19 protein-coding genes are annotated in these 20974 nt (G+C 72.8%); 8 read left to right on the top strand and 11 right to left on the bottom strand.

Annotated features, from left to right (window positions below; all coding sequences use genetic code 11):
* Positions 1 to 47: 47 nt before the first annotated feature.
* From O0S08_RS07185 to O0S08_RS07175, 3 genes are read right to left on the bottom strand one after another with little or no spacing between them, the layout of a single operon-like run.
* A complete protein-coding gene (locus O0S08_RS07185) occupies positions 48 to 1490 on the bottom strand; it encodes a formylglycine-generating enzyme family protein (protein WP_269038276.1) in 1443 nt (480 codons plus the stop codon).
* Complete coding sequence (locus tag O0S08_RS07180) at positions 1487 to 2974, bottom strand: sodium:solute symporter family protein (protein WP_269038275.1); 1488 nt, start codon at positions 2972 to 2974, stop codon at positions 1487 to 1489. The genes O0S08_RS07185 and O0S08_RS07180 overlap by 4 nt, the downstream gene beginning before the upstream one ends.
* Positions 2967 to 3194: a hypothetical protein gene (locus tag O0S08_RS07175; protein ID WP_269038274.1), complete on the bottom strand. Its 228-nt coding sequence runs from the start codon at positions 3192 to 3194 to the stop codon at positions 2967 to 2969. The genes O0S08_RS07180 and O0S08_RS07175 overlap by 8 nt, the downstream gene beginning before the upstream one ends.
* A gap of 80 nt (positions 3195 to 3274) precedes the next feature.
* Between O0S08_RS07175 and O0S08_RS07170 the strand changes: the two genes are divergently transcribed.
* The 4 genes from O0S08_RS07170 to O0S08_RS07155 all read left to right on the top strand — a co-directional run bounded on the left by O0S08_RS07170 (position 3275) and on the right by O0S08_RS07155 (position 6207).
* Positions 3275 to 3748: a peroxiredoxin gene (locus tag O0S08_RS07170; protein ID WP_269038273.1), complete on the top strand. Its 474-nt coding sequence runs from the start codon at positions 3275 to 3277 to the stop codon at positions 3746 to 3748.
* Positions 3749 to 4004: 256 nt separating this feature from the next.
* Positions 4005 to 4403 carry a hypothetical protein gene (locus O0S08_RS07165; RefSeq protein ID WP_269038272.1) on the top strand — a complete coding sequence of 133 codons (399 nt, stop codon included), beginning with the start codon at positions 4005 to 4007 and terminating at the stop codon, positions 4401 to 4403.
* Positions 4404 to 4674: 271 nt separating this feature from the next.
* Positions 4675 to 5874 carry a ComEC/Rec2 family competence protein gene (locus O0S08_RS07160; RefSeq protein ID WP_269038271.1) on the top strand — a complete coding sequence of 400 codons (1200 nt, stop codon included), beginning with the start codon at positions 4675 to 4677 and terminating at the stop codon, positions 5872 to 5874.
* A 138-nt stretch (positions 5875 to 6012) separates the two neighbouring features.
* The gene (locus O0S08_RS07155) at positions 6013 to 6207 is read left to right on the top strand and encodes an SEC-C metal-binding domain-containing protein (RefSeq protein ID WP_269038270.1); all 195 of its coding nucleotides are present in this window, start codon (positions 6013 to 6015) and stop codon (positions 6205 to 6207) included.
* 525 nt (positions 6208 to 6732) lie between these two features.
* On the opposite strand, the gene O0S08_RS07150 is transcribed toward O0S08_RS07155, so the two are convergent.
* The 7 genes from O0S08_RS07150 to O0S08_RS07120 form a co-directional block, all read right to left on the bottom strand.
* A complete protein-coding gene (locus tag O0S08_RS07150) occupies positions 6733 to 8223 on the bottom strand; it encodes a GGDEF domain-containing protein (RefSeq protein WP_269038268.1) in 1491 nt (496 codons plus the stop codon).
* A gap of 120 nt (positions 8224 to 8343) precedes the next feature.
* Positions 8344 to 9498: an N-methyl-L-tryptophan oxidase gene (solA, locus tag O0S08_RS07145; protein WP_269038267.1), complete on the bottom strand. Its 1155-nt coding sequence runs from the start codon at positions 9496 to 9498 to the stop codon at positions 8344 to 8346.
* Between the two features lie 3 nt (positions 9499 to 9501).
* Entirely contained in the window at positions 9502 to 10617 is a 1116-nt protein-coding gene (locus O0S08_RS07140; protein ID WP_269038266.1) for a tryptophan 2,3-dioxygenase family protein, read from the bottom strand.
* 12 nt (positions 10618 to 10629) lie between these two features.
* Positions 10630 to 13059, bottom strand: coding sequence for an FHIPEP family type III secretion protein (locus O0S08_RS07135; RefSeq protein WP_269038265.1), 2430 nt, complete (start codon positions 13057 to 13059; stop codon positions 10630 to 10632).
* A 181-nt stretch (positions 13060 to 13240) separates the two neighbouring features.
* Positions 13241 to 14179 carry a hypothetical protein gene (locus tag O0S08_RS07130; RefSeq protein WP_269038264.1) on the bottom strand — a complete coding sequence of 313 codons (939 nt, stop codon included), beginning with the start codon at positions 14177 to 14179 and terminating at the stop codon, positions 13241 to 13243.
* Positions 14180 to 14363: 184 nt separating this feature from the next.
* Positions 14364 to 15098: a hypothetical protein gene (locus O0S08_RS07125; RefSeq protein ID WP_269038263.1), complete on the bottom strand. Its 735-nt coding sequence runs from the start codon at positions 15096 to 15098 to the stop codon at positions 14364 to 14366.
* A complete protein-coding gene (locus O0S08_RS07120; RefSeq protein ID WP_269038262.1) occupies positions 15095 to 16102 on the bottom strand; it encodes a fatty acid desaturase family protein in 1008 nt (335 codons plus the stop codon). The genes O0S08_RS07125 and O0S08_RS07120 overlap by 4 nt, the downstream gene beginning before the upstream one ends.
* A 121-nt stretch (positions 16103 to 16223) precedes the next feature.
* Here O0S08_RS07120 and O0S08_RS07115 point away from each other — a divergent pair, with 121 nt between their 5' ends.
* A complete protein-coding gene (locus O0S08_RS07115; protein WP_269038261.1) occupies positions 16224 to 17069 on the top strand; it encodes a fatty acid desaturase family protein in 846 nt (281 codons plus the stop codon).
* Positions 17070 to 17150: 81 nt separating this feature from the next.
* On the opposite strand, the gene O0S08_RS07110 is transcribed toward O0S08_RS07115, so the two are convergent.
* The gene (locus tag O0S08_RS07110; RefSeq protein ID WP_269038260.1) at positions 17151 to 18158 is read right to left on the bottom strand and encodes a hypothetical protein; all 1008 of its coding nucleotides are present in this window, start codon (positions 18156 to 18158) and stop codon (positions 17151 to 17153) included.
* Between the two features lie 337 nt (positions 18159 to 18495).
* On the opposite strand from O0S08_RS07110, the gene O0S08_RS07105 reads away from it, so the two are divergent.
* The 3 genes from O0S08_RS07105 to O0S08_RS07095 all read left to right on the top strand — a co-directional run bounded on the left by O0S08_RS07105 (position 18496) and on the right by O0S08_RS07095 (position 20896).
* Positions 18496 to 19332, top strand: coding sequence for a hypothetical protein (locus O0S08_RS07105; protein WP_269038259.1), 837 nt, complete (start codon positions 18496 to 18498; stop codon positions 19330 to 19332).
* A 71-nt stretch (positions 19333 to 19403) separates the two neighbouring features.
* Positions 19404 to 19979, top strand: coding sequence for an RNA polymerase sigma factor (locus tag O0S08_RS07100; RefSeq protein ID WP_269038258.1), 576 nt, complete (start codon positions 19404 to 19406; stop codon positions 19977 to 19979).
* A complete protein-coding gene (locus tag O0S08_RS07095; RefSeq protein WP_269038257.1) occupies positions 19976 to 20896 on the top strand; it encodes a tetratricopeptide repeat protein in 921 nt (306 codons plus the stop codon). Before O0S08_RS07100 ends, O0S08_RS07095 begins: the two co-directional genes overlap by 4 nt.
* Positions 20897 to 20974 lie beyond the last annotated feature (78 nt).

Raw genomic sequence — 20974 nt, 5'->3', positions numbered from 1 at the left:
GCTCGAACGGTTCGTCCGTCACGCCCTCGTCGAGCGCGACCTGCCGCTCACTGCACCGTGCGCACGCAGCGGGCCGCCAGGGCCGTCTCGCCGCCGACCATCAGCTCGCGCCACGGCGCGTCCGGAGCGGGCGGCGTCGTGTCGTCGATCTGGACCGCCGCCCCGTCTTCGGCCCAGAACGGCCCCGGACCGCGGAACACCGCCGACAGCTGCTGGATCTCCAGCAGCTGCGGCAGGCGGAAGCCCGTCAGCGCCTCCGCGCCGTAGGGCACGCTCAGCGCGGCGCAGAAGCGGCGCGCCTCCTCCTGATTGACCGCCTCGACCACCCCGCCGAACAGCTCGAGCGACCCCTCGGAGCGGACGATGGGGATCGGCGCGACGGCGGCCGGCACCTGCAGCGGCTTGTCCTCCGGGCGCAGGTCGGCGGCGCAGCGGAAGCCGAGGCGGGCGTCGGCGGCGACGATGTCCCAGCCCTCGAGCTCGACCCCCGGGAACTTCGGCGGGCGGACCTCGCGGGCGCCCCGGCGCTGGCCGACGCTGCCGTACTTGTACACGTGGCGGACCGGCTCGCCCGCGGGCGGCCTGCAGGCCGCGTCCTCGCCGCAGAACGCCGCCTGCTCGAACACCCCGCGCGCGACCGCCAGCGGCCCGTCGGCGGCGCGGAACGACTCGCTGACGAACGGCCGCAGCGCGGCGTCGGGGTCGTAGGCGTCCGCGACCCACTCGAGCGCGTCGCTGCCGAGCCCGCGCACGCCGAAGTACGAGCTGTCCAGACGGACATGTCCTGCGGGATAGAGGCCCTGCGGGATGTCGTCCTTGATCGCGTTGCCCCACGGGTACACGCGCGCGTCGGGCCCGCGGGCCGCGTACTCCCACTCGGCCTCGCTGGGCAGGCGGCCGCGGGCGAAGCGGCAGTAGGCCTCGGCCTGCTGGTGGGTGACGCAGGTCTGCGGCAGCGCGTCGGCGACCTGCGGCTGGAGGTCCTTCGCCGTGTCGGCCTGGCCCTCGGGACAGACGGCGGGCGTGCACTCGTCGGCCGCCACGCACACGGTGTAGGCCTTGCGGGTGACCTCGTGGAGGTCGATCCAGAAGCTGCGCAGGGCCGCGTGGCGCGGCGGGTTGCCCGACCAGCGGACCGCCGGCAGCTCGCGCGACGGCGACGAGTTGAAGTGGTCGGGCACGTTGCCCATCACGAACACGCCGCCGGGGATCTGCACCCGCTGCACCGTGCCGGTGTCCCACAGGCCGATCGGCGCGCACTCGCCGTTCAGGTCGCGCCCGCTGCCGCGGCCGCACTCGGGCAGGTCCTTGGCCTGCTTCGCCTTCTCGGCCTCGGACAGCTCGGTCACCTTCTTGAACTCCGACAGCGGCCGCGCCTCGCCGACGGCCACCGGCGCGGGCGGCGGGGCGTCGAGCGCGGCGAAGCGGCGGCTCGTGGCCTCGCAGGCGACCAGACACAGGGGGACGACGAGGAGCGCGCGGGACGTCATGGGCTGCGGAACTCGAAGCGTTGCAGGTGGGACTGTGCCATGGGCGGGGTCGTCAGCGACAGCACGAACATGGTGATCGCGTTGAGCACCAGCCCGACCGCGCCGATCTGCAGGTCGAGCGGGTTACACCACGCGTACAGCCCCGGCGCCAGGATCTTGGCCAGGAACAGCGCGAACGCGACCCCGAGGCCGACGAACAGGCCGGCCTCGGCGGCCACGCGGTTGGCCCGCCGCCAGTACAGGCCGAGGATCACCGGCGGCAGGAACTGCACCGGCACCGCGTAGGCGAGCAGCAGCAAGTCGACGATCGACAGCTTGCTGGCGACGATCAACATGCCCAGGCCGAGCGCGAACAGCACGACCACGCCCATGCGCATCAGCCGGGTCTGGGCCTGCTCCGACAGCGGCAGGCCGAGCCCCGAGACCAGCACGTCGCGGACCAAGATCGACGCGCCGCCGTGGAGCAGCGAGTCGCCGGTCGACATCGACGCCGCCAGCACCGCGGTGCAGAACGCCGCGAACACCCACGGCCCGCCGACCTCGGGCCGGCTGACGAGCCACAGCAGCACGCCCTCGTCGCGCGGCGCTCCCGGCAGCAGCAGCGCCGCGTAGCCGAGGAACAGCAGCGGGATCAGGAACACCAGGAAGCTCGGGTACGTCACCGCCGAGTACTGCACCGCCCGCGCGCTGCGGCCGGTGAAGCACTTCATGAACACCTGCGGCCACATCGCGAAGCCGAGCGTCGACATCACGATCTCCGCCGTGTACTGGAACGACGACGTCCCGGGCGCCGGCCCGGGCAGCGTCAGGTACTCCGGGTGCTCGGCGATCACGCGGTCGAACATCGGCGCGACCCCGCCGAACAGCTGCCCGGGGATCGCCAGGCCGAGCCACCACACCACCGCCAGCATGGCCACGCCCTGCAGCACGTTGGTCCAGCCGACCCCGCGCATGCCGCCGAACATCACGTAGATCGCGACCGTCGCGTAGACCACCGCCGCGCCGAGCAGCGGCGACCAGCCGAGCGCGTGGTGCATGACGATGCCGGCGCCCTTGAACTGGATCGCCAGGTACGGGATGAACGCCAGCAGCGACGCCGCGCCCATCACCGTGGTGACGCGGCGGCTGTCGTAGCGGGCCCCGATCAGCTCCGCCTGGGTCACGAGGCCGAGGCGCGCGCCCATGCGGCGCACGCGGGCCCCGAAGTAGAACACCGGCACGAACGCCGCGGCCCCGTAGGCCAGCATGTAGAACGCGTCGGAGCCCTTGCTGATGACCCGCTGCGGCGTGCCGAGCAGCGCGTAGGCGCTGAAGATCATCGCCCCCATGACGAAGTACATCAGCACCGGCCCGAACGAGCGCTCGCCGGTGACGAAGTCGTCGGCGCCGCCCGAGCCGCGGCGGCCCGCGATCAGGCCGATCGCCAGCGAGGCCGCCAGGTAGGCGAACACCGCGTACGGCGCGACCGCGCCCATGTCAGCCATGGTGCTCGTCCTCGGCCTCGACGGCGTCGACGGCCCGGCTCAGGTACAGCCCCACCAGCACCGCGGTGTTGGCGAGGATCACGAGAATCACGTACGCCAGCGACCAGGGCACCCCGAACACGCGCGGTTCGATGTGGTCGCCCAGCAGCGGATAGAGCGGCCACACCAGCATCGCCGTCGAGGCGACGAAGTACAGCGGCGACAGGCGAACCCAGCGCATGGCCTTCACTGATACGAGAAAATTCGCGCCGTTTACAGGCCCTTCCGGCGCTGCGCGGCCGGCGGTACACTCGCGGGCGCATGAGTCGCAGCACCCAGATCGCCGTCGGCGACGTCGCCCCCGACTTCAGCCTGCAGGATCAGGAGGGCCGCACCGTCGCCCTCGCCGATCTCCTCAAGGAGCGCTGCGTCGTCCTCTACTTCTATCCCAAGGACGACACGCCCGGCTGCACCGTCGAGGCCTGCAGCTTCCGCGACAGCTACACCGTGTTCGCCGACGCCGGCGCCGAGGTGGTCGGCATCAGCAGCGACGGCGTCGCCGCGCACAAGGCGTTCGCGAGCAAGTACAACCTGCCGTTCCGCCTCCTCAGCGACGCCGGCGGGGCGGTGCGCGGCAGCTACGGGGTGAAGAAGACGCTGGGCCTCATCGACGGCCGGGTCACCTTCATCATCGACCGCGGCGGCGTGGTGCGGCACGTGTTCTCGTCGCAGGTCCGGCCCAAGAAGCATGTGGCCGAGGCCCTCGAGATCGTGCGAAGTCTCGCATCCGCTTGAGCTCGGTGAGCATGCTCCACTCGAGTTGACGCCTGGAGACCCCACCCCCTGGGGACCCCCCGGCGAAACGGGGAAGGTAGGCTGTACGGGGTGTAGGGGGGGCCTGGAACGATGTCCGGCCATCCCTCAACAAACCTTCAGTGTGATGCATGCCCGCAGGGCGCCGGTGGCACCGTCCCCCAAGACGGACCATGGTTGACCGAACGTCGAGCGCGGCGCCCGCAGCCCAGCGCGGCTCGACGCAGGAGACACAGCCATGAGCCTCTTTGCCAACATCGAACACCTGGCGGCCGCCCCGGGCGTCGTCGCCGTCACGATCGACTCACCCAACCACCCACGGGGATTCCGGGGCGTCGACAGCTGGTCGCCCGTCCTGGACGCCTCGCTGCAGCTGTTCGGCCAGACCGGGGAGGACACCATCCGCCTCGTCATCGGCCAGCACACGGTCATCATCCAGAAGGAGCACGGCGACACGGTCGCCGTCGTGTTGCCCACCGGGCACGCGATCGCCAAGTCGCTCCGGCGGATGATCCGGCGCCTCGCCAAGAAGGAGCGCGGCCCGGTCACGACCGCGCGAGCGCCGCAGGCGCCGGCCGAGACCCAGCCGGGGGGCACTACCGAGCCCTCTCCGCTCGATCGACCGGAGGCAGCCTGACAGGGGCCCTCTGGGCCTTCTGGACCCCACCGCGCGGGCCTTTTGGCGCGCGCCTCCGCTCGGAGTGCGTGATGGGCGCACCTGGAACGATTCGCCCTTCGAGCGGCGATCACGTCTGACGTGTCTCTTTCGACAGGTCGCCTGATCTGTCCCCAAGCACCACCGGACGCACCCCTGGCCGTCTGGATCCCGAGCCCACCGGGCCACTTCACCCTCCGACGCGGCGCAGCCCACGACCTCGTGGCCTGCGCCGCGCTGCTATGATGCGCGGGTGCGACCCCGCGTGCTCGCCCTCGCCGTGCTCGTGTGCGCCTGCGGTGCGCACGACGACGCCCCGCCGATCGAGGTCAAGCCGGACCCGAGCCTGACCCTGCCGCCGCAGGCCCGCGACCGCGACCCGACCACGCGCCCGCCGAGCACCGACCCGGCCGACGCGATGACGCTGCACTTTATCGACATCGGCCAGGGCGACGCGACCCTGCTCGAGTTCCCGTGCGGCGCGGCGCTGATCGACACCGGCGGCGAGAAGAACGAGCTGTTCGACGGCGAGGCCGCGCTCTACACCTACCTCGACGCCTTCTTCGCCCGCCGCGCCGATCTGAATCGCACCCTCGACCTGCTGCTCGTCACCCACCCGCACATCGACCACAACCGCGGCGCCCTCGGCGTGCTCGAGCGCTACACCGTCAAGAACGTGGTCGACAACGGCGCCGACGCCCCGCACAGCCACAACGACGGCACCGAGGACCCGGGCGCGACCCAGCAGATGGCCGTGCACGCCTGGCTGCGCAGCCACCCCGACAAGGACGTGCAGTACCTCGCCGTCGGCGCCGGCGACGTGCCCGCCGGGGGCCTCACCAACGCCGTGATCGACCCGATCGGCGGCTGCGCCCGCGCGGCCACCGACCCCAAGCTGACCGCCTTGTGGGGCACCGTCACCCACGACGTCGACACCTACGGCGACAACCCCAACAACCACAGCGTCGTCGTCCGCGTCGACTACGGCGAGGCCTCGGCGCTGTTCACCGGCGACCTCGAGCTCGTCGGCCTGTCGCGCCTGGCCGACCGCTACGAGAAGCACCCGGAGCTGCTCGACGTCGACATCTACCAGGTCGGCCACCACGGCAGTAAGAACGCCACCATTCACTACCAGATGGCACTGATGAGCCCGCGCGTGGCCGTGATCTCGATGGGCCCGTACGAGCGGAATATTCCGTGGACCGCCCGCAAGTACGGCCACCCGCACATCGTCGCGCTGGAGCACCTCGTGCACCCCGAGTACGGCGTCCGCGGCCGCCGCACCCCCGTGCAGGCGATGGTCGGCTTCCGCGGCGCCTATCAAGACAAGGTCACCGAGATCTTCCAGCGCCGCACGATCGACCGGGCGATCTACGGGACCGGCTGGGACGGGACGGTCGTGGTCGCCGCCAACGCCAACGGCTGGCTCGACGTCAAAACGCTCGGTCGCTGACCCCGCCGGGGTCACGGCCCGGCGTCCGGATCGCCGATACCCCCGCGGCCTATGCCCCAGACCACACGCCGCCGGGCGGCCGCCAGCCCCGCACGCGCGCCTTGCCGCCCGCCGGCCCGCTCGCGCATAGTCCCCCGCATGCCCGGCCACGAGCACGTCCACGGCCCCGACTGCGACCACGACCACGACCACGACCACGGCCACGTCCACGGGCCCGATTGCGACCACGACCACGGCCCCGCGCCCTTCGTCCGCACCGCCCCGAAGATCGGCCGCAACGACCCCTGCCCGTGCGGCAGCGGCAAGAAGTACAAGAAGTGCTGCGACGCCTGAGCGGCTGCGCTTCAGGACATGCCCCCTCGCGCATGTCCTGAAGAACACCCGAGCGGCGCGCTCGCCTCGCGCGCCGCGGCGCCCGAGCTCCGATGGCGCCTCGCCGCTCGCCTCGCGCCAGGGTTCTTCCCCGCTGCGCGCTCGCCTCGACATGCTCGTTGAGACATGTCCTGCCCGCCAGCGCGGCGCGCTCGTCTCATGCGAACACGAGCGGTCGCCCGCCGCCGCGCCGCGCTCGCCTCGATGAGCTGCCCTTCAGGTCACGCCCTCGCGCCGCGCTCGCCTCGACGTGTCCCTCGAGACATGCCCTCGCCCCCGCCTGGCCGCCGCGCCGCTCGCCTCGATGAGCTGCCCTTCAGAGTCACGCCCTCGCGCCGCGCTCGCCTCGACGTGTCCCTCGAGACATGCGTCCCCGCCTGGCCGCCGCGCCGCGCTCGCGTCGCCCGGCCCCTCGCCCGGCCGCGCCGCTCGCTTCGCCCCATCATGCTCTTCAAGACATGTCCGAACAGACATGCCTCGACAAACTCAGCCCACCGGCTCGTCCTCGTCGCCGGGCGGCTCGAACAGCATCGGCGCCTCGTCCCCGTCGATGATCGCGCGGCCGCGGCCGCTGCGCTTGGCGTCGATCAGCGCCGCCTCGGCCTCCGAGAACAGCACCGACATCTCGTGGTTGTCGCGCGGCCACAGCGAGCCGCCCGCGCTGAGGGACACGCCCATCCCCAGGGCCAGCGAGCCGACCCGGCGGGCGATCGCCAGCACCTGCTCGTGGTTGGTGTCGGTCACCAGCACCGCGAACGCGTCGCCGGTGAGGCGAGCCACGATGTCGTGCGAGCGCAGCGTCGAGCGCAGCAGCACCCCGACCGCCTGCAACAGCTGGTCGCCGGCCTTGTGCCCGCGGGCGAGGTTGACCCGCTGCAGGTAGTCGACGTCGAACAGCAGCAGCGCGCACTGCGAGCCGAGCCGCTGGGCCCGCGACTGCTCGTCGGCCATCCGCGACTCGAACTCGCGGCGGTTGAACAGCCCCGTCAGCTCGTCGTGGCGCGCCAGCGTCTCCACGCTCTCGTGCAGCCGCAGGTTCTCCGACGCCAGCGCGGCCGTGTCGAGCAGGAAGCCGATGAACTCGCGCGCCTGCGGGTCGATCGGCGCGGACCCGTACGGGTCGTCGGCGACCACGATCCCGAGCACCTTGTCGCGCAGGCGGATCGCCGCGACCAGGAACTCGTGCGGCGGCTCGAGGGCGGCCAGCGCCGGGTTGACCGGCTTCTCGCGGGAGAAGAGCAGCGGCCCGCTCGCCGCCAGCGCCTGCCCGATCTCGTCGCGCGGGTCGGTCGTCACGTCGACCGCGATCGTGCGCACGAAATTCTCGTAGCGCGGCTCCGTCGCCTCCACCTCGGCGATCCGCCGCTCGAGCTCCAACCCCGCGGTCACGCCCACCGCCTCGGCCGCGTCGGCCGGCCCGATCGCCGACTCGCCGACCAGCGCGCGCCCGTCCTCGTCGTACACGAACAGGGCCGCCCGGCTGAACCCCAGGGCCAGCCCCGAGGTCATCCCGATCAGCAGGATCGTCCGCAGCCGGTCGACGCTGTTCGTCTTGAGCATCGCCCGCGTCAGCCGGCGCAGCGCGTCCTGCCGCGGCGACTCGCGCACGAAGCGCTCGAGCGCCCCGGCGGTCTCGTCGGCGTCGAGCAGGCTCTGCGCGATCCGCCGCGCGAGCGCGGGGATCCCGTCGGCGAGTTCGGCTGTCCCGAGGACCAGGTCCCTGGTGCCGTGGACGAAGCGCACCTTCGGCCCCTCGGCGCTCGTGCGAACCCCTACCAGCCGCAACGACGAACCGTGGCCGGCGAGCCGCAACAGTTGCAGGACCAGCGGCGGCGCGTCCTCGGCCGGCGCCTCGACCTCGAGCGCGAGGGGCACGGCCAGCCGCTCGAAGAGCGTCCGGAGATCGTGCGGCACGTCGACCGCACGCACGGCCGTCGCCAGAGCCTCGGGGATCCCGCTGGTCGCTGGGTCGGACATCGGCCCCGCGATGCTGGCAAAAGCCCCGCAGGCCAGCAACGGGCGCAGGCGCGCATCTACGCTCCTCGGCGGCTCGTGCAGCGACCCGCGCGGATTTGTCCGCGCCCGGCCGCGGGCCGATCACCCCGCGTGACGTGCGCGCGCGAACGCCCGCAGGGCCTCGGGCGCCTCCCCGGTCACCACCGCCTCGGCCACCAGCTCGCCGATCGCCGGCGCGAACTTGAAGCCGTGCCCGGAGAACCCGCCGGCCACCCACACCCGCCTGTCCCCCGGGACATGATCGATCGCGAAGTCCGTCGACGGCGTGCAAGTGTAGAGGCAGACCGCCGCGTGCACGAACTCGCCCCGCCCCGCCGGCAGGTACTCGGCGAGGAACGCGTCGAGCGGCGCGAGATCGGCCGGGTGGATCGCGCGGTCGACCCGCTCCGGATCGACCCCCGCCTCGGCCGCCCCGACCTCCGGCGGCGGCACGTGACACGCCACCTTGAAGCCGGTCACGCCCTCGTGCCCGTACGGGAACCCGTACACGAAGCCCCCCGGCCCGAACGACGCCCACACCGGCATCGCCGCCAGGCGGTCGACCTCGCCCGGCTCGGGGCGCGTCCACGCCAGCACCCGCCGCAGCACCTTCAGCTGGCCCGGCATGAACCCCGGCAGCAGCCCCGGCAGGTACGCCCCCGCAGTCACCACCACGTGGTCGGCCGGCAGCAGCGCGCCGTCGTCGAGCAGCACCCGCGGCCGCTCGCCCAGCGCGACCTCGCGGACCCGCACGCCCGTCCTCCAACCTGCCCCGAGAGACATGGCCTCTCGTTTTAGCGCTTCGAGACATGGCCCAACGCGCAGGTACCCACCCGACGGCGTGAAGCAGGCCGTCCACCCCTCGGGCACCGCGATCGGGAAGCGCCGGCGGGCCGTCGCCGCGTCCATCAATTCGTGCTCGACCTCCGCCGAGACGCAGGCCGCGATCGCGTCCCGGTAGTCGGGGTCGCTCTCGGGCCCGAACTCGACCATCCCCGTGCGCACCAGCAGCGCCTCGCCGGCCCGCTCGCCGAGCGCCTGCCACAGCGCGTCGGCGCGGCGCACCAGCGGCACGTAGCCGGCGCCCTCGTGGTACGACTCGCGGATGATGCGGGTGTAGCCGGAGTGGCTGCCGTACTCGTGCACGTGCGAGAAGCGCTCGAGCACGGTGACCTCGGCGCCGCGGGCCGCCAGCGCCCACGCGGTCGCCGAGCCCATCGTCCCGCCGCCCACGACGATGACTTTCGGTCCGCGCATCGATCACTCCTTGGCCACGAAGCCGTACACGTCGGGCCCGCGCAGCGGCGGCAGGGCCGTCTTGCGGATCATCAACGTGCGCACCGCCCACAGCTCGCGGAACACCCGGTAACGCAGCGCAGTCTGCTCGAGATAATCGACGCCCGCCGAGCCGCCCGTGCCGGTGCGGCGGCCGATCACCCGCTCGACCATCCGCGCGTGCCGCTGGCGGAAGATCACGAACGCCTGCTCGAGCTCCACCAGCCCGTCGAGCACCTCGCGCGGCCAGGCCAGCAGCGGCAGCTCGCGGTAGCTCTCGATGAACAGCAGCGCCGCCCGCACCCGCGCCACCTGCGGCCGCTCCTCCTCGGGCACCTCCTCGGCCAGCAGGAACTCGCGCGCCTTGCTCCGCTCCTGCTTGTAGCGCTCCTCGATCCGCCGCCGGTCGGCCTCGCCGGGCGCCGAGTCGCGCACCAGCATCATCGCCTCCTCGGCCTCGATCGCCTGCGCCTTGAGATAATTCTCGACGAACCGGCGCACGTTCTCCGCGTCGCCCTCCTGCTCCGGCGTCGAGCCCTGGATCGGCGTGCGGTGCAACCACTCGTTGATCGCCTCGAGCAGCGTCGGCACGTCCTTGAGCCGCGCCTCGACCCGCTTCGACGCCGGCGACGGCCGCCCGTCGGGGTAGCGGAGCGCCCGCAGGTAGTCGTTGTCGTGGCCGAGCGGGATCCGGTCGGCCACCCGCAGGCCCATCAGGATCTCGATCTCCCGCAGCTGCGCCGACTGGAACCCGCTCGCCGGGCTCAGCTTGTCGCGGAAGCCGAGGTAGTCGCGGGTCGTCATCGTCTCCATCAGGCGGAAGTGATGCGCCACCTGGTCGAACAGCAAGGCGGTGCGGCGAATGCCGCGGACCGCGTCGGACAGCGACTGCTCGCGCACCTTCTCCTGCGCGAACAGGTTCCGGATCCGCACGAGCTCGCGGATCGCCAGCTTGAACCATAGCTCGTCGATCTGGTGGATGGTGATGAACATCACCTCGTCGTTCTCGAGCTCCGACTCGTCGGGCTCGATGCCCGTCTGCAGTCCGAGCAGCTCCTCGAGCTTGATGTAATCCCAGTAGAGCGTCGCCTTGCCGGCCATAGGCCGCGAAAGCTACGCCGTGTCGCGCTCGCCCGGCAACGTCCGGCCGCGTGAGGCGCCGCCCGCGTGCACCGGCGCCTCGAACCATCGCGCCGGCGGCCCGTCAAGATCGCCCGGCACCGGCAGCTCGGCCTCTTGCAGCTCCACCGTGCTCAGCACAGTCACGTGCGGCGCCCCGCGGGCCAGCAGCAGCGCGAACACCGGCCGCGCCCGCGGCGAACAGACCACGATCGGCGGCGGCCCGTCCTCGCTATCTCCGCCCGCAACGTTGTTCTGCGACATTATTCGCCAGCGCCAGGCCTGCCGCGAGCGGGCGTCGAGCCCGAGCCGCAGCCCGCGCTCACCGCTCACCGCCCGTGACATCAGCGCCGCCTCCGCGTCGGCCACCGGTCGTGTCCACGTCACCGCGCCGACGCGGGCGTGCGCCGCCACCACCTCGCGGACCCACTGCGGCGCCAACCGCTCGCGCAGCGCCGCCAACCAGCGCCCGCGCTCGCTCGCCTGTCGCAGCAGCGGCTCCGACGCGACCGCCTCGAGCAGCGCCGCGAACAGCGGCAACGGCACCCGCTCGCGCAGCAGCCCGCGCGTCAGCTCGAGCAGCTCGCCCGGCCCGACCGCCGCCAGCGCCTCGCGCGTGATCGCCGGCTCGCGCGTCCGCTGCAGCTCCAGCGCCGCCGCGATCGTCTCCAGGTCGACCAGCGCCTCCGCCCCCCGCATCACCGCCCGAAACACCGCCGTCACGATCCTGTCCTCTCGACCATGCCCCGAAAGACCTGCCCAATCGACCATGTCCCTTTGCACACCTCGCCGACGCCCGTCCGCCCCGGACGCCCCCAGCTCGCTCGACTCTCCCGACCCCCGTCTCTCTTCCCGCGCCCCCGGCTCGCTCGACTCTCCCGACACCCGTCTCTCTGCCCGCGCCCCCGGCTCGCTCGACTCTCCCGCCACCCATCTCTCTGCCCGCGCCCCCGGCTCGCTCGACTCACCGAACACCCGTCTCTCTGCCCGCGCCCCCGGCTCGCTCGACTCACCGGACACCCGTCTCCCTGCCCGCGCCCCCAGCTCACTCGACTCGCCGGACGCGACGCTCTCTGCTCCCTCACCCGCGTCGCTCGACTCTCCCGCCACCCATTCTCCTGCGCGCGCGGCCGGCTCGCGCGACGCACCCGACACCGCGCGCGCTGCCAGCTCGCGCGCCGCACCCGACGCCGCGCTCTCGGCTCTCTCGTCCGCCGCCACTCGTTCGTCCCCCGCTCGCGCCCCGCTCCCGATCCGCTCGCCCAGGTCTTCCGGCGCGCTCAGCACTCGCTCGCCGAGCCGCACCGCGAAGCTCGGCCCCGCCACCGGCACGATCGGCGGCACCTCGATCCCCAGCGCGCCCGCGCAGCGGCGGCGCAGCTCGGCCAGCGGGCGACGCAGCGCCTGCATGTCCTTTTCGTCATGTCCCGGGAGACAGACCACGATCCGCCGGCCCGGCCGCCCGCGCGAGCGTCGGGTCCACCAGGCCAGCGCCGCCAGCCCCGCGGCGGTGGTCCCGAACGCCGCGGCCGGCATCCCCGGCGCCAGCGCCAGCCCGGCCAGCAGCCCCGCGGGGGCCGCGAGCAGCCCCGGGCTCCACCACGCCACGCGCCGCGTCGCCGGCTCCTCGCGGTCGACCCGCGCCACCAGCAGCGCCCCCGCCAGCCCGACTAGCAGCGCCGGCACCTGGGCCAGCAGGCCGTCGCCGATCGCCAGGCGCCCGTACAGCTCGAGCGACGCCGCCAGCCCGAGCCCGTCGCGCAGCCCCACGGCCACCCCGCCGACCACGTTGATGCTCGTGAGCGCCACACCAAGGATCGCGTCGCCGCGGATGAACTTGGCCGCCCCGTCCATCGCCCCGTAGAAGTTCGAGCGCTCGCGCAGGCGCGCCCGCAGCCGCGACGCCTCCGCCGCCGAGATCGCCCCGGCCCGCAGATCGGCCTCGATCGCCGCCTGGTGCCCCGGCAAGCCGTCGAGGGCGAAGCGGGCCGCGACCTCGGCGATCCGCTCGCCGCCGCGGGCCACCACCACGAACTGCACCACGGTCACGATCGCGAACACCACCGCCCCGACCAGCAGGTCGCCCTGGATCACCAGCGTCGAGAACGCCGCGATCACCTCGCCCGCGTCGGCGTCGCGCAGGATCAGCCGCGTCGTCGTCACGTTGAGCGCCATCCGCGTCAGCGTCATCAGCAAGATCAGCCGCGGGAACCCCAGCAGCTCCGCGCTGCGCCGCGCCGTCACGCTCGCCACCAGCGCCGTCACCGAGCCCGCGAGGCTCAACGTCAGCAGCAGGTCGACCAGCCAGCGCGGCAGCGGCAACAGCGCGCAGACGATCGCCGCCAGCACCCACAGCACCAGCCCGTAGCCCGGCAGAACCGCCCAGAAATCGCGTCCGGAGCCCGCGGCTCGGCCGATGCGCATTGCCGCTCAGGCTAGCCGCGCGCGAACGCGCGCCAAGATCGGCAAGTGTTCAGTGCGATTTCGCCCCTCGCTCGCCGCGGATCCACGCAGTGCTGACGTCGCCCGCGAGAACCCGGCCCTGTGCGAGCACGGCCGGCGTCGAGCTCCTGCCCGACCACCACTGCGCCGACGGCGGGCGCGATCACTCGATCTCGATGCAGTACAGCCGGAACATCTCGGTGCAGTCGCGCGGGGCGCAGTCCGTCCACGACGAGTTGGTGGCGTTGAACATGCCGACCCGGCCCTGGCCCACGTCCGACTGCCAGTCGTTGCACGTGTACGAGGGGTCGACCTGGCCGCCGGCCAGAGTGCCGGTCCACGCGACGTCGCTCCCGGTCTCGCACGGCTGCATCGTCGCCGGGATCGACTCGCCCTTCTCGGTCACGTTGATCGCGGTCGTCAGGTCCGCGCTCTTGAAGGCCATCGATCCGGTCGCCACCGTCACGCCGCCGACCTGGGTGTACTCCCCCTGCCACTCGCCGATGCGGTCGATCGCGTTCGCACCCGCGTCCGACATCCAGGCCGTGAACATGCGCCCCTTGAGCGCCGGGTGTGCCGTCGGGCTGTTCGCCAGCGTGTTGCAGATCGCGTCGGCGCCCGCGAGGCCGCCCACGCTCAGGCCCGAGTGCAGCTCGCTGGTCAGGAACACGAACCGCTTCTGCTTGTCCGGCCGCTCGACCTCGCAGTCCGCGCTGCAGCCGTCGCCGTCGTCGTTGTTGCCGTCGTCGCACTCCTCTACCGGCATGTCGGGCGTCCCGTCGCCGCAGAAGGAGCCGGTGGTCTCGTCGATCGTCGTCGTGCTGGTGCTCGGGTCCGTCGTCGTCGTCAGCGGATCGGTCGACGTCACCGGCTCCGTCGTCGTCGAGGTCGTCGTCTCCGTCATCGACCCCATCGACGTCACCATCCCGGTCGTCGGCTCCCCCCGCGTGGTGATCGCCGTCGTCTCCGTCGACGCCGTCGTCGCCTCGGTCGTCCCGGAGCTCGTCTCCGTGCCCGTCGCGCTGCCGTCGATCCCGGCCGGCGAGAAGCACCCCGGAGAGGCGAGGACGACGACCCAAGCTCGCGACCGCACGAACGACATCGGCCTCACTCTACTCGACGCGCATCGCCCCGCACCAGTCGCGCGGGGCCCTTCGAGACCGGCTCGCACGCGGCCGTGGCCGCCGATTTGTGACAGGCGAGCAACGCCGCCGCCCGGGCGGAGATCGAGCAAGGCCGCTCGAGCAGCCGCGCCCGCAGCCCAGTCGCGGGCTCGCACCGCAGCCTCAGCCGCGCCAGACCCCGCGCAACGCCAGCGTCGCCGGCGGCTGGATCGCCTCGTGATGCAGCTTGCCCAACAGCTGGAACAGGTTGAACACCACCAGCGTCGCCAACGCGCCCAGCTTGCTCACCGTCCCGAACACCGGCGGCCACAGGCACAGCGCAGTGCACCAGGCCGCAACCACCAGGACGCCCACCACCAGCGCCGCGGTCAGCCCGACGACCTTGCGCCGCCACCCTCGCGGGTCGTCGTCGGCGATCAGCGGCCCGCCTGGCCCTTGGGACAGCCACACTCGATCACCTGTCCGAATGGACACCTCGACCGCGCGCGTCCAGCCGGCCGCGCGCGTCGCCGCCGGCTTGGCGGCCGCGAACGCCTCCGGCCCGGGGCAGGCCGCCGCCGCCCGTTGACGCGCTCGCCCGACCCACACCGTCCCGCCGGCCAGGCCGACCTGCTCGGACCCGACCGCCACCACCCCGCCGAGCACCTCGCCCTCGTACGCGCGGTCGTGGAACCAGATCGTCGCGTCGCCCTTCGAGCGGCCGACCTGGCGCACCCGGTGGATCGCCGCCTGTCCCTCGGGACCTGTCCCTTCGACCACCACGCCGACCCGCGCTCGCGCGCCCCAGCGCCGCAGCAGCCGGGCGCACTCGCCCCACCCGGCCGCCGCGATCAGCACCGTATTGAGCCAGAAGATCGCCAGCGCCGCGTACGCCAGCACCGCCGGGAAGCCGGTCACGTCGCCGCCCCTTCCGGCCCCGACTGCTCGCGCGCCGCCTGCTGCTCGGCCGCCGCGCGCCGCTCGGCCCGGGCACTCTGCTCGGCCTCGCCGCCGGCGCGGGCCCGCATCACCGGCCGGCGCCGCGGCAGCAGGAACGTACGCAGCAGGTACAGCACCATGCTCGGCTCGTCGAGGCGCGGCTCGATGCGCGGCGCGACCTCGCGGCGGTGGGCCTCGGCCAGCTCGGTCCAGTGCAGCCCGGCGCGGTTGTGGTGGATCGTGTGGTAGCCGTTGTTGCACATGATCCAGTTGAACCACCGGCCGACGAAGTTGCGCGAGTGGTCGTACTCGCTCGACGGGTCGGTCGCGTCGTGCTGGATCAGGTTGATGCGGAGGATGCAGCGCGCGCCGTACAGCTGCGGCAGGACGATGAACAGCAGCGCGCCCCAGAAGTCGTGCAAGAGCGCCGCGCCGGTCAGCCCGAACGCGACCGCCAGCTCGGTCGTGTACTGGCGCACGAACCCCTGCTGCTTCGTCACCTGGGCCCAGCGGCCGACCCCGGCGAAGGTGTTGGGCCCGGCGATGTTGGGGAAGTGGATCAGGTTGAGCAGGTGCCAGCGGAACGCCACGTGCGACGGGTCGGCCCAGTCGGGCTGGCCGTCGTCGGCGAAGTGGTGGTGCACCAGGTTGTGCGCCGGCACGTTGGCCGAGGCCGGGTAGAGCGCGCCGAAGCTGAGCACGCCGCGCCAGATCAGGTTGAGCCGGTGCGAGTGGAAGATCCCGCGGTGCATGTGATTGTGGATCACGACCGCGTTGAGGAAGCTGAGCAGGCACGCCAGCGCGAACGGCAGCGGGTGGCGCCACGCCGGCACGAAGTACATCAGCCCCAGGAGGCCCAGGTACGCGCCGACGATCCCGACCTGTCGCCACTCCGCCGGATGGCGCACGAGCCAGGTCTGGTGCTCGCGCTCGCGCCCGTGCGCAGCCGGATTCGCACCGGCGGCTTCGCCCTGAGAGGCCATCGCCGCGGCACCATACTGCGCGCGCCGGACGGCCTCAATCTTCACGCGCGTGGGGACAATCTCGACGCGCCCCGGCGCGCGTGATATCCCTGCCCCGCGCCCGTCCGCGCCCGTCTGCACCGTGACCGCTCACACCGGCATCGCCACCAACCTGTCCACGTGGCTCACCGCGCAGCCCTCGGTCCAGTACCGCAGGAACCCGTGGTTTTACTTCCTCTACGACGGCGCGTACCTGCTGGCCTTCCTCGCCCTCGACGCCTGGATCCTCGCCACCGGGCAGCAGCCGCTGCTCCAGTGGCAGTGGTGGTACCTCGCCCTGCTGCCGGTCGTCATCTACGTCCACATCCTGCTCAACGTCTTCATCCACAACTGCTGCCACGGCAACTTCCCGCGGCCGATCAACCGCCTGATCGGCGAGATCGCCGGCGTCCTGGTGATCACCCGCTACGCCTCGTGGGAGATCATCCACCAGCGTCACCACCGCTTCTCCGACGACCCCGAGCGCGACCCGCACCACGTGATGCCCAACTTCTGGCGCTTCCTCGCCCGGACGATGCTCGTCAACGTCGAGAAGCAGCTGCAGAACCAGGCCTACGACCAGTTCGGCGACACCCCCGAGATGCGCCGGCGCGAGCAGCTGCGCAGCGTGCTCAGCTTCTCGGTCATGATCCCGCTCAACCTCGCGTTCTGGCTGCTGCTCGGCCCCGAGGCGTTCATCCTGCTGTGGCTGCCCGCCCAGGCCGTGGGCTGGGTCCACGTCGCCCACTTCAACTGGGCCACCCACAACGCCCACTCGCCGACCGGCGACTACAAGCCCGTCAACCTCGACCACGGCCTCTACTGGCTCGGCAACCGCATCTGGTTCGGCCTCTACATGCACGCCAACCACCACAAGCGGGCCAACATCTTCAACCCTGCCAAGATGGACCAGGTCCTGGCCCGCCGCGCCGCCGCCCGCGTCCAGTAGCTCGCGGTCTTCACGGGCATGCTCTTCGGGGCATGCCCGTTCGCACATGCCCGAGCGGACATGCCCGTTCAGACATGTCCTTCAGGCCACGATCGGCACGCCGTGGTCGGTCGCGTCGGTCAGCACCTCGAAGGCCGCGCGATCGCTGCGCAGCTCGAGCAGCTTGTGCCCCGGCCGGCGCACGCGCAGCTCGCAGCGGGCGATCTTGCTGTTCAGGCAGGTCTTGACCCCCCCCGGCGGGTTGGCGTAGGCGAGCCCGACGAAGGCCCGCCGCGGCGCCGAGATCCGCGCCTCCACCGCGACGCCCCGCGTCTGCGACGCGAGCCGCCACTCGAACTCGGCCCCGCCGACCGCCACCTCGCCGCGGGCCCGCGCCGCCTGCCACAGCGAGTTGAGCGCGATCTGCTCGCCGCCCACGCGCAGCACCAGCAGCGTCAGCGGCGGCGTCCACAGCGGCCCGAGCTTCACCCGCGCCGTCGCGCACTCGAGGAAGCTGTCCGGCTCGCCGTCGAAGCCGGCCACCTGGCCCCACGCGTAACGGTCGGTGTGGCGAGAGCCCCAGTTGTGCGACTGGCTGCCGACCCACCCGTCGATCGCGTGCGCCTCGCCGTCGACCGTGATCGTGCCGGTGAACGCCGCGTTCGGCGAGCCGACCAGCGACTTGGCCTTGGGGAACCCGCCGCCGTAGAGGTTGGCCGGCAGGAGCAGCAGCGGCGGCTCCGGGCTGGTGTACGCCAGCTCCCACGCGAACGCGTGCGCCGCCCCGACCGCCGCCCCGCGCAGCCCGCGGTCGTCGAGCGTGGCCTCGCCGACGCGCACATCCAGGCGGTCGCGGGCGAACGCGCAGCGCTCCCACGGCACCACCTGCTTCGCCGCGGCGATGACCCCGCGCTCGCCGTCGAACCAGATCGCCCACAGCTCGCCGACCGTCGCCTCCGGCTGTCCTTTGGGACAGAACATGGTGTAGCGGATCCACCACGCCAGCGGCCGCGTCGGATGGTTGGCCCGCTGGAAGTAACTCTCGTAGTGCCCGCTCGCCGATGAAGGATCGAAGCGGCAGGCGTTCCAGCGATCGCGGTCGACGGGCACGGCGCGAGCGTGCCGCGAGCCTCCGCCGCTGTCCATCGTCTCGCTGAGAACACGTTCGCCGCGCAGCCGACTGCACTCACCGGGTCGCCGCCATCGCACCCGCCTCGTGCCTCCCTTCATCCTCGCCGCGAACACGTCCGCCGCGCAGCCGACTGCACCCGCCTCGCGCCTCCCTTCATCCTCGCCGCGAACACGTCCGCCGCGCAGCCGACTGACCTCGCTGCCATCGCACCCGCCTCGCGCTTCCCGACACGACCTCGTGAATTCCCTGTCGCACCTCGCCGCCGACTGCCGCGTCGCTGGTCAAACGCCGCGAATTTTGGCACTCCTGCGGCCCGTGGCCCTCGCGCCTCAGCTCGCGGTCGTCGCCTGGCTGGTCCTCGCAGCGGCCCCGCTCGAGCTGCACACCGACGCAGTCGATCACCGCCTCACCGAGACCGGCCTGCGCGCACGCGTCGGTGACGACCTCGACGCCTGGACGATCAGCGTCCGACCCGGCTCGACCGCCGACGCGCTCGAGGTCCGCCTGCGCGGCCCCGACGGCGCCACACGCACCCGCCGACTGGTCCTCACCGGAGCCACCCGCGAAGACCGCAGCCGCGAGCTCGCCGCCAGTCTCACCCTGCTCATGGATGAGGCCCCGAGCCCCCCGCGTGGAGGGAAGCCTGCGACACCCCCACCGCCCGCGCGCCGCCCTCCTTATTCAGGGTGGCTCGGCCTCGGCCCGCGCGTCGAGGCCGGCCCGAAGTTGGTCGAGGGCGGGATCGACGTCATGGGCGGCGCCTGGCTGCTCCGCGAGCACCTGCAACCGATCGCCAGCCTCGGCCTCGGGGGCGCCGCGCCCGAGGACGTGTCTCTGTTCCACCTCCGCTTCGGCGGCGGACTGGCCGCCGGCGCGCCGCTGTTCGATCGGCGAATCTGGCTCGGAGGACATGTCCTCGCGCACGCGCTGCGCTCGCGGCTCCGCGAGCGCGACCACTTCCGCGTCGACTGGACGTCCTCGACGGAGATCGGCGCGACGTTGCAATACCGCGGTCGGCGCCTGTTCCTCGGCGCTCGCACCGGGGTCGATCTCGTCCTGCCGGCGCGGCCGGTGCCCGGGCACGGGGCGCGGATCCGGCGCGGTCCGGCCCAGTGGATGTTGGGCCTCGTCGTCGGCGTCGTCTTCGGCTGAGCGGCCTTGGATTCGCGACGACCGACGCGGTCTATAGCTGCGTGCTCACCTCCGCTACACTCTGGCCGGCCATGACGTCGCGGGCCGCAGTCAGGGACGTGGAGAGCGCTGCCGTCCTGGCGGCGGCGCAGGACGGCGACAAGGCGGCCCAGGCGGCCATCTTCGAGGCCTACAAGGATCGGGTCGCCCGCCAGGTGTTCCGCATGACCGGCGACGCCTCGTCGGTCGACGACCTGGTCCAGGAGGTCTTCATCTCGGCCTTCTCGGCGCTCGGGCGCTTCCGCGGCGACGCCCAGCTCGGCACTTGGCTCTACACCATCGCCGCCAACCGCGTGCGCAACTGGTGGGACTCCCAGCGCCGCCGCCGACGCCGCGAGGACATCGCCTCGGCCAGCACCGGGGACGAACCCGTGGCCACCCCCGAGGCCGACTTCGAGGCCACGCAGCAGCGCGAGCGGCTCTATCGCGCCCTCGGTGAGTTGCCTGACAAGCTGCGCGAGTCCTTCGTCGCCCGCGCGATCGAGGGCATGAATTTGCACGAGGCGTCGGCCGCTCTCGGCGTCCCCATCAGCACTGTCTCTTACCGCACCCGGCGCGCCGAGCAGCTGCTCTGCGCGGCCCTGGGGCTCCCCTGGAGGGACGAATGACCCCCGAGATTCGCCCTCCCGACCTCGGCGAGCCCGCCGTCCGTTCGCCCGAGCTGCTGCGCCTGGTGCAGGCCGCCCGGTCCGCGCCGCCGCCTGTCCTCAAGGTCAGCTCGGACGCGGTCTTCGCCGGCTTCCAGGTCCGCCGCCGCGACCGTCGCCGCCTCGTCGGCGGCCTCGCCCTGGCCGCCGCCGCCGCCGTGGCGCTGGTGTGGGCGCGCCCTTCGTTCATGTCCTCCAGGACAGGCACTTTAGAACCTGTCGCAACGGTCAGCAGCGAGGCTTCCCACGTCGCCGCCCCGGCGCTGGCCGCCGCAGTGCGCGTGGTCGCCGAGGACGGGCCGGCGGCCGGCGTGCGCGGCGAGTGGCAGGTCGAGCTCGGCGACGGCCGCTACGACGTCACCGTCGCCGCCCACGCGGGCCCCGAGCTGCTGCGCGTCGACACGGCCGGCGGCACCGTCGAGATCGCCCAGGGCCGGGTCGTCATCGTCGTCGCCGGCACCCGCACCGAGGCCGTGTTGAGCACCGGCGTGGCCACGTGGATCGCCCCCGACGGCGCCCGCACCCCGCTCGCAGTCGCCCCGGCCGAGACCGGCCTCGACGACGAACCTGGCCCGAAGGCCAGCCCGTCCGAGCTCGCCCGCCACGCCGACGCCCTGCTGGCCGCCGGCCGCCGCGACGCCGCCATCCGCGTCCTCGACCTCCTCGTCACCACCCACCCCGACAGCCCGCCGGCCCGCGCCGCCCTCCTCGACCTCGCCCGCCTCCTCAAGGCCGCCGCCCGCACCGACGAGGCCCGCTGCGCCTACGCCCTCTACCTCGAGCGCTACCCCGGCAAGGAGCAGCTCGCCGACGAGGTCGAGGCCGCCCTGAACCGCCTCGGCCCCGGCCCCGCCTGCACCGGCCTGCGCCCGCGCTGAGTCCCGCGGCCCGCTCACACGACGCCGAGATCCGCCCCGCAGGCGGATCGACCCGCGATACGCCGCTGCCCGTCAGCG

This window comes from Nannocystis punicea (assembly GCF_026965555.1).
Lineage (GTDB): Bacteria > Myxococcota_A > Polyangia > Nannocystales > Nannocystaceae > Nannocystis > Nannocystis punicea.
This window is presented reverse-complemented; position numbering and strand designations above follow the sequence as displayed.

Coding starts and splice junctions, on each gene's coding strand:
- O0S08_RS07185 (WP_269038276.1), bottom strand. CDS start 1,490: ATGACGTCCCGCGCGCTCCTCGTCGTCCCCCTGTGTCTGGTCGCCTGC.
- O0S08_RS07180 (WP_269038275.1), bottom strand. CDS start 2,974: ATGGCTGACATGGGCGCGGTCGCGCCGTACGCGGTGTTCGCCTACCTG.
- O0S08_RS07175 (WP_269038274.1), bottom strand. CDS start 3,194: ATGCGCTGGGTTCGCCTGTCGCCGCTGTACTTCGTCGCCTCGACGGCG.
- O0S08_RS07170 (WP_269038273.1), top strand. CDS start 3,275: ATGAGTCGCAGCACCCAGATCGCCGTCGGCGACGTCGCCCCCGACTTC.
- O0S08_RS07165 (WP_269038272.1), top strand. CDS start 4,005: ATGAGCCTCTTTGCCAACATCGAACACCTGGCGGCCGCCCCGGGCGTC.
- O0S08_RS07155 (WP_269038270.1), top strand. CDS start 6,013: ATGCCCGGCCACGAGCACGTCCACGGCCCCGACTGCGACCACGACCAC.
- O0S08_RS07150 (WP_269038268.1), bottom strand. CDS start 8,223: ATGTCCGACCCAGCGACCAGCGGGATCCCCGAGGCTCTGGCGACGGCC.
- solA (WP_269038267.1), bottom strand. CDS start 9,498: ATGCGCGGACCGAAAGTCATCGTCGTGGGCGGCGGGACGATGGGCTCG.
- O0S08_RS07140 (WP_269038266.1), bottom strand. CDS start 10,617: ATGGCCGGCAAGGCGACGCTCTACTGGGATTACATCAAGCTCGAGGAG.
- O0S08_RS07135 (WP_269038265.1), bottom strand. CDS start 13,059: ATGCGCATCGGCCGAGCCGCGGGCTCCGGACGCGATTTCTGGGCGGTT.
- O0S08_RS07130 (WP_269038264.1), bottom strand. CDS start 14,179: ATGTCGTTCGTGCGGTCGCGAGCTTGGGTCGTCGTCCTCGCCTCTCCG.
- O0S08_RS07120 (WP_269038262.1), bottom strand. CDS start 16,102: ATGGCCTCTCAGGGCGAAGCCGCCGGTGCGAATCCGGCTGCGCACGGG.
- O0S08_RS07100 (WP_269038258.1), top strand. CDS start 19,404: ATGACGTCGCGGGCCGCAGTCAGGGACGTGGAGAGCGCTGCCGTCCTG.
- O0S08_RS07095 (WP_269038257.1), top strand. CDS start 19,976: ATGACCCCCGAGATTCGCCCTCCCGACCTCGGCGAGCCCGCCGTCCGT.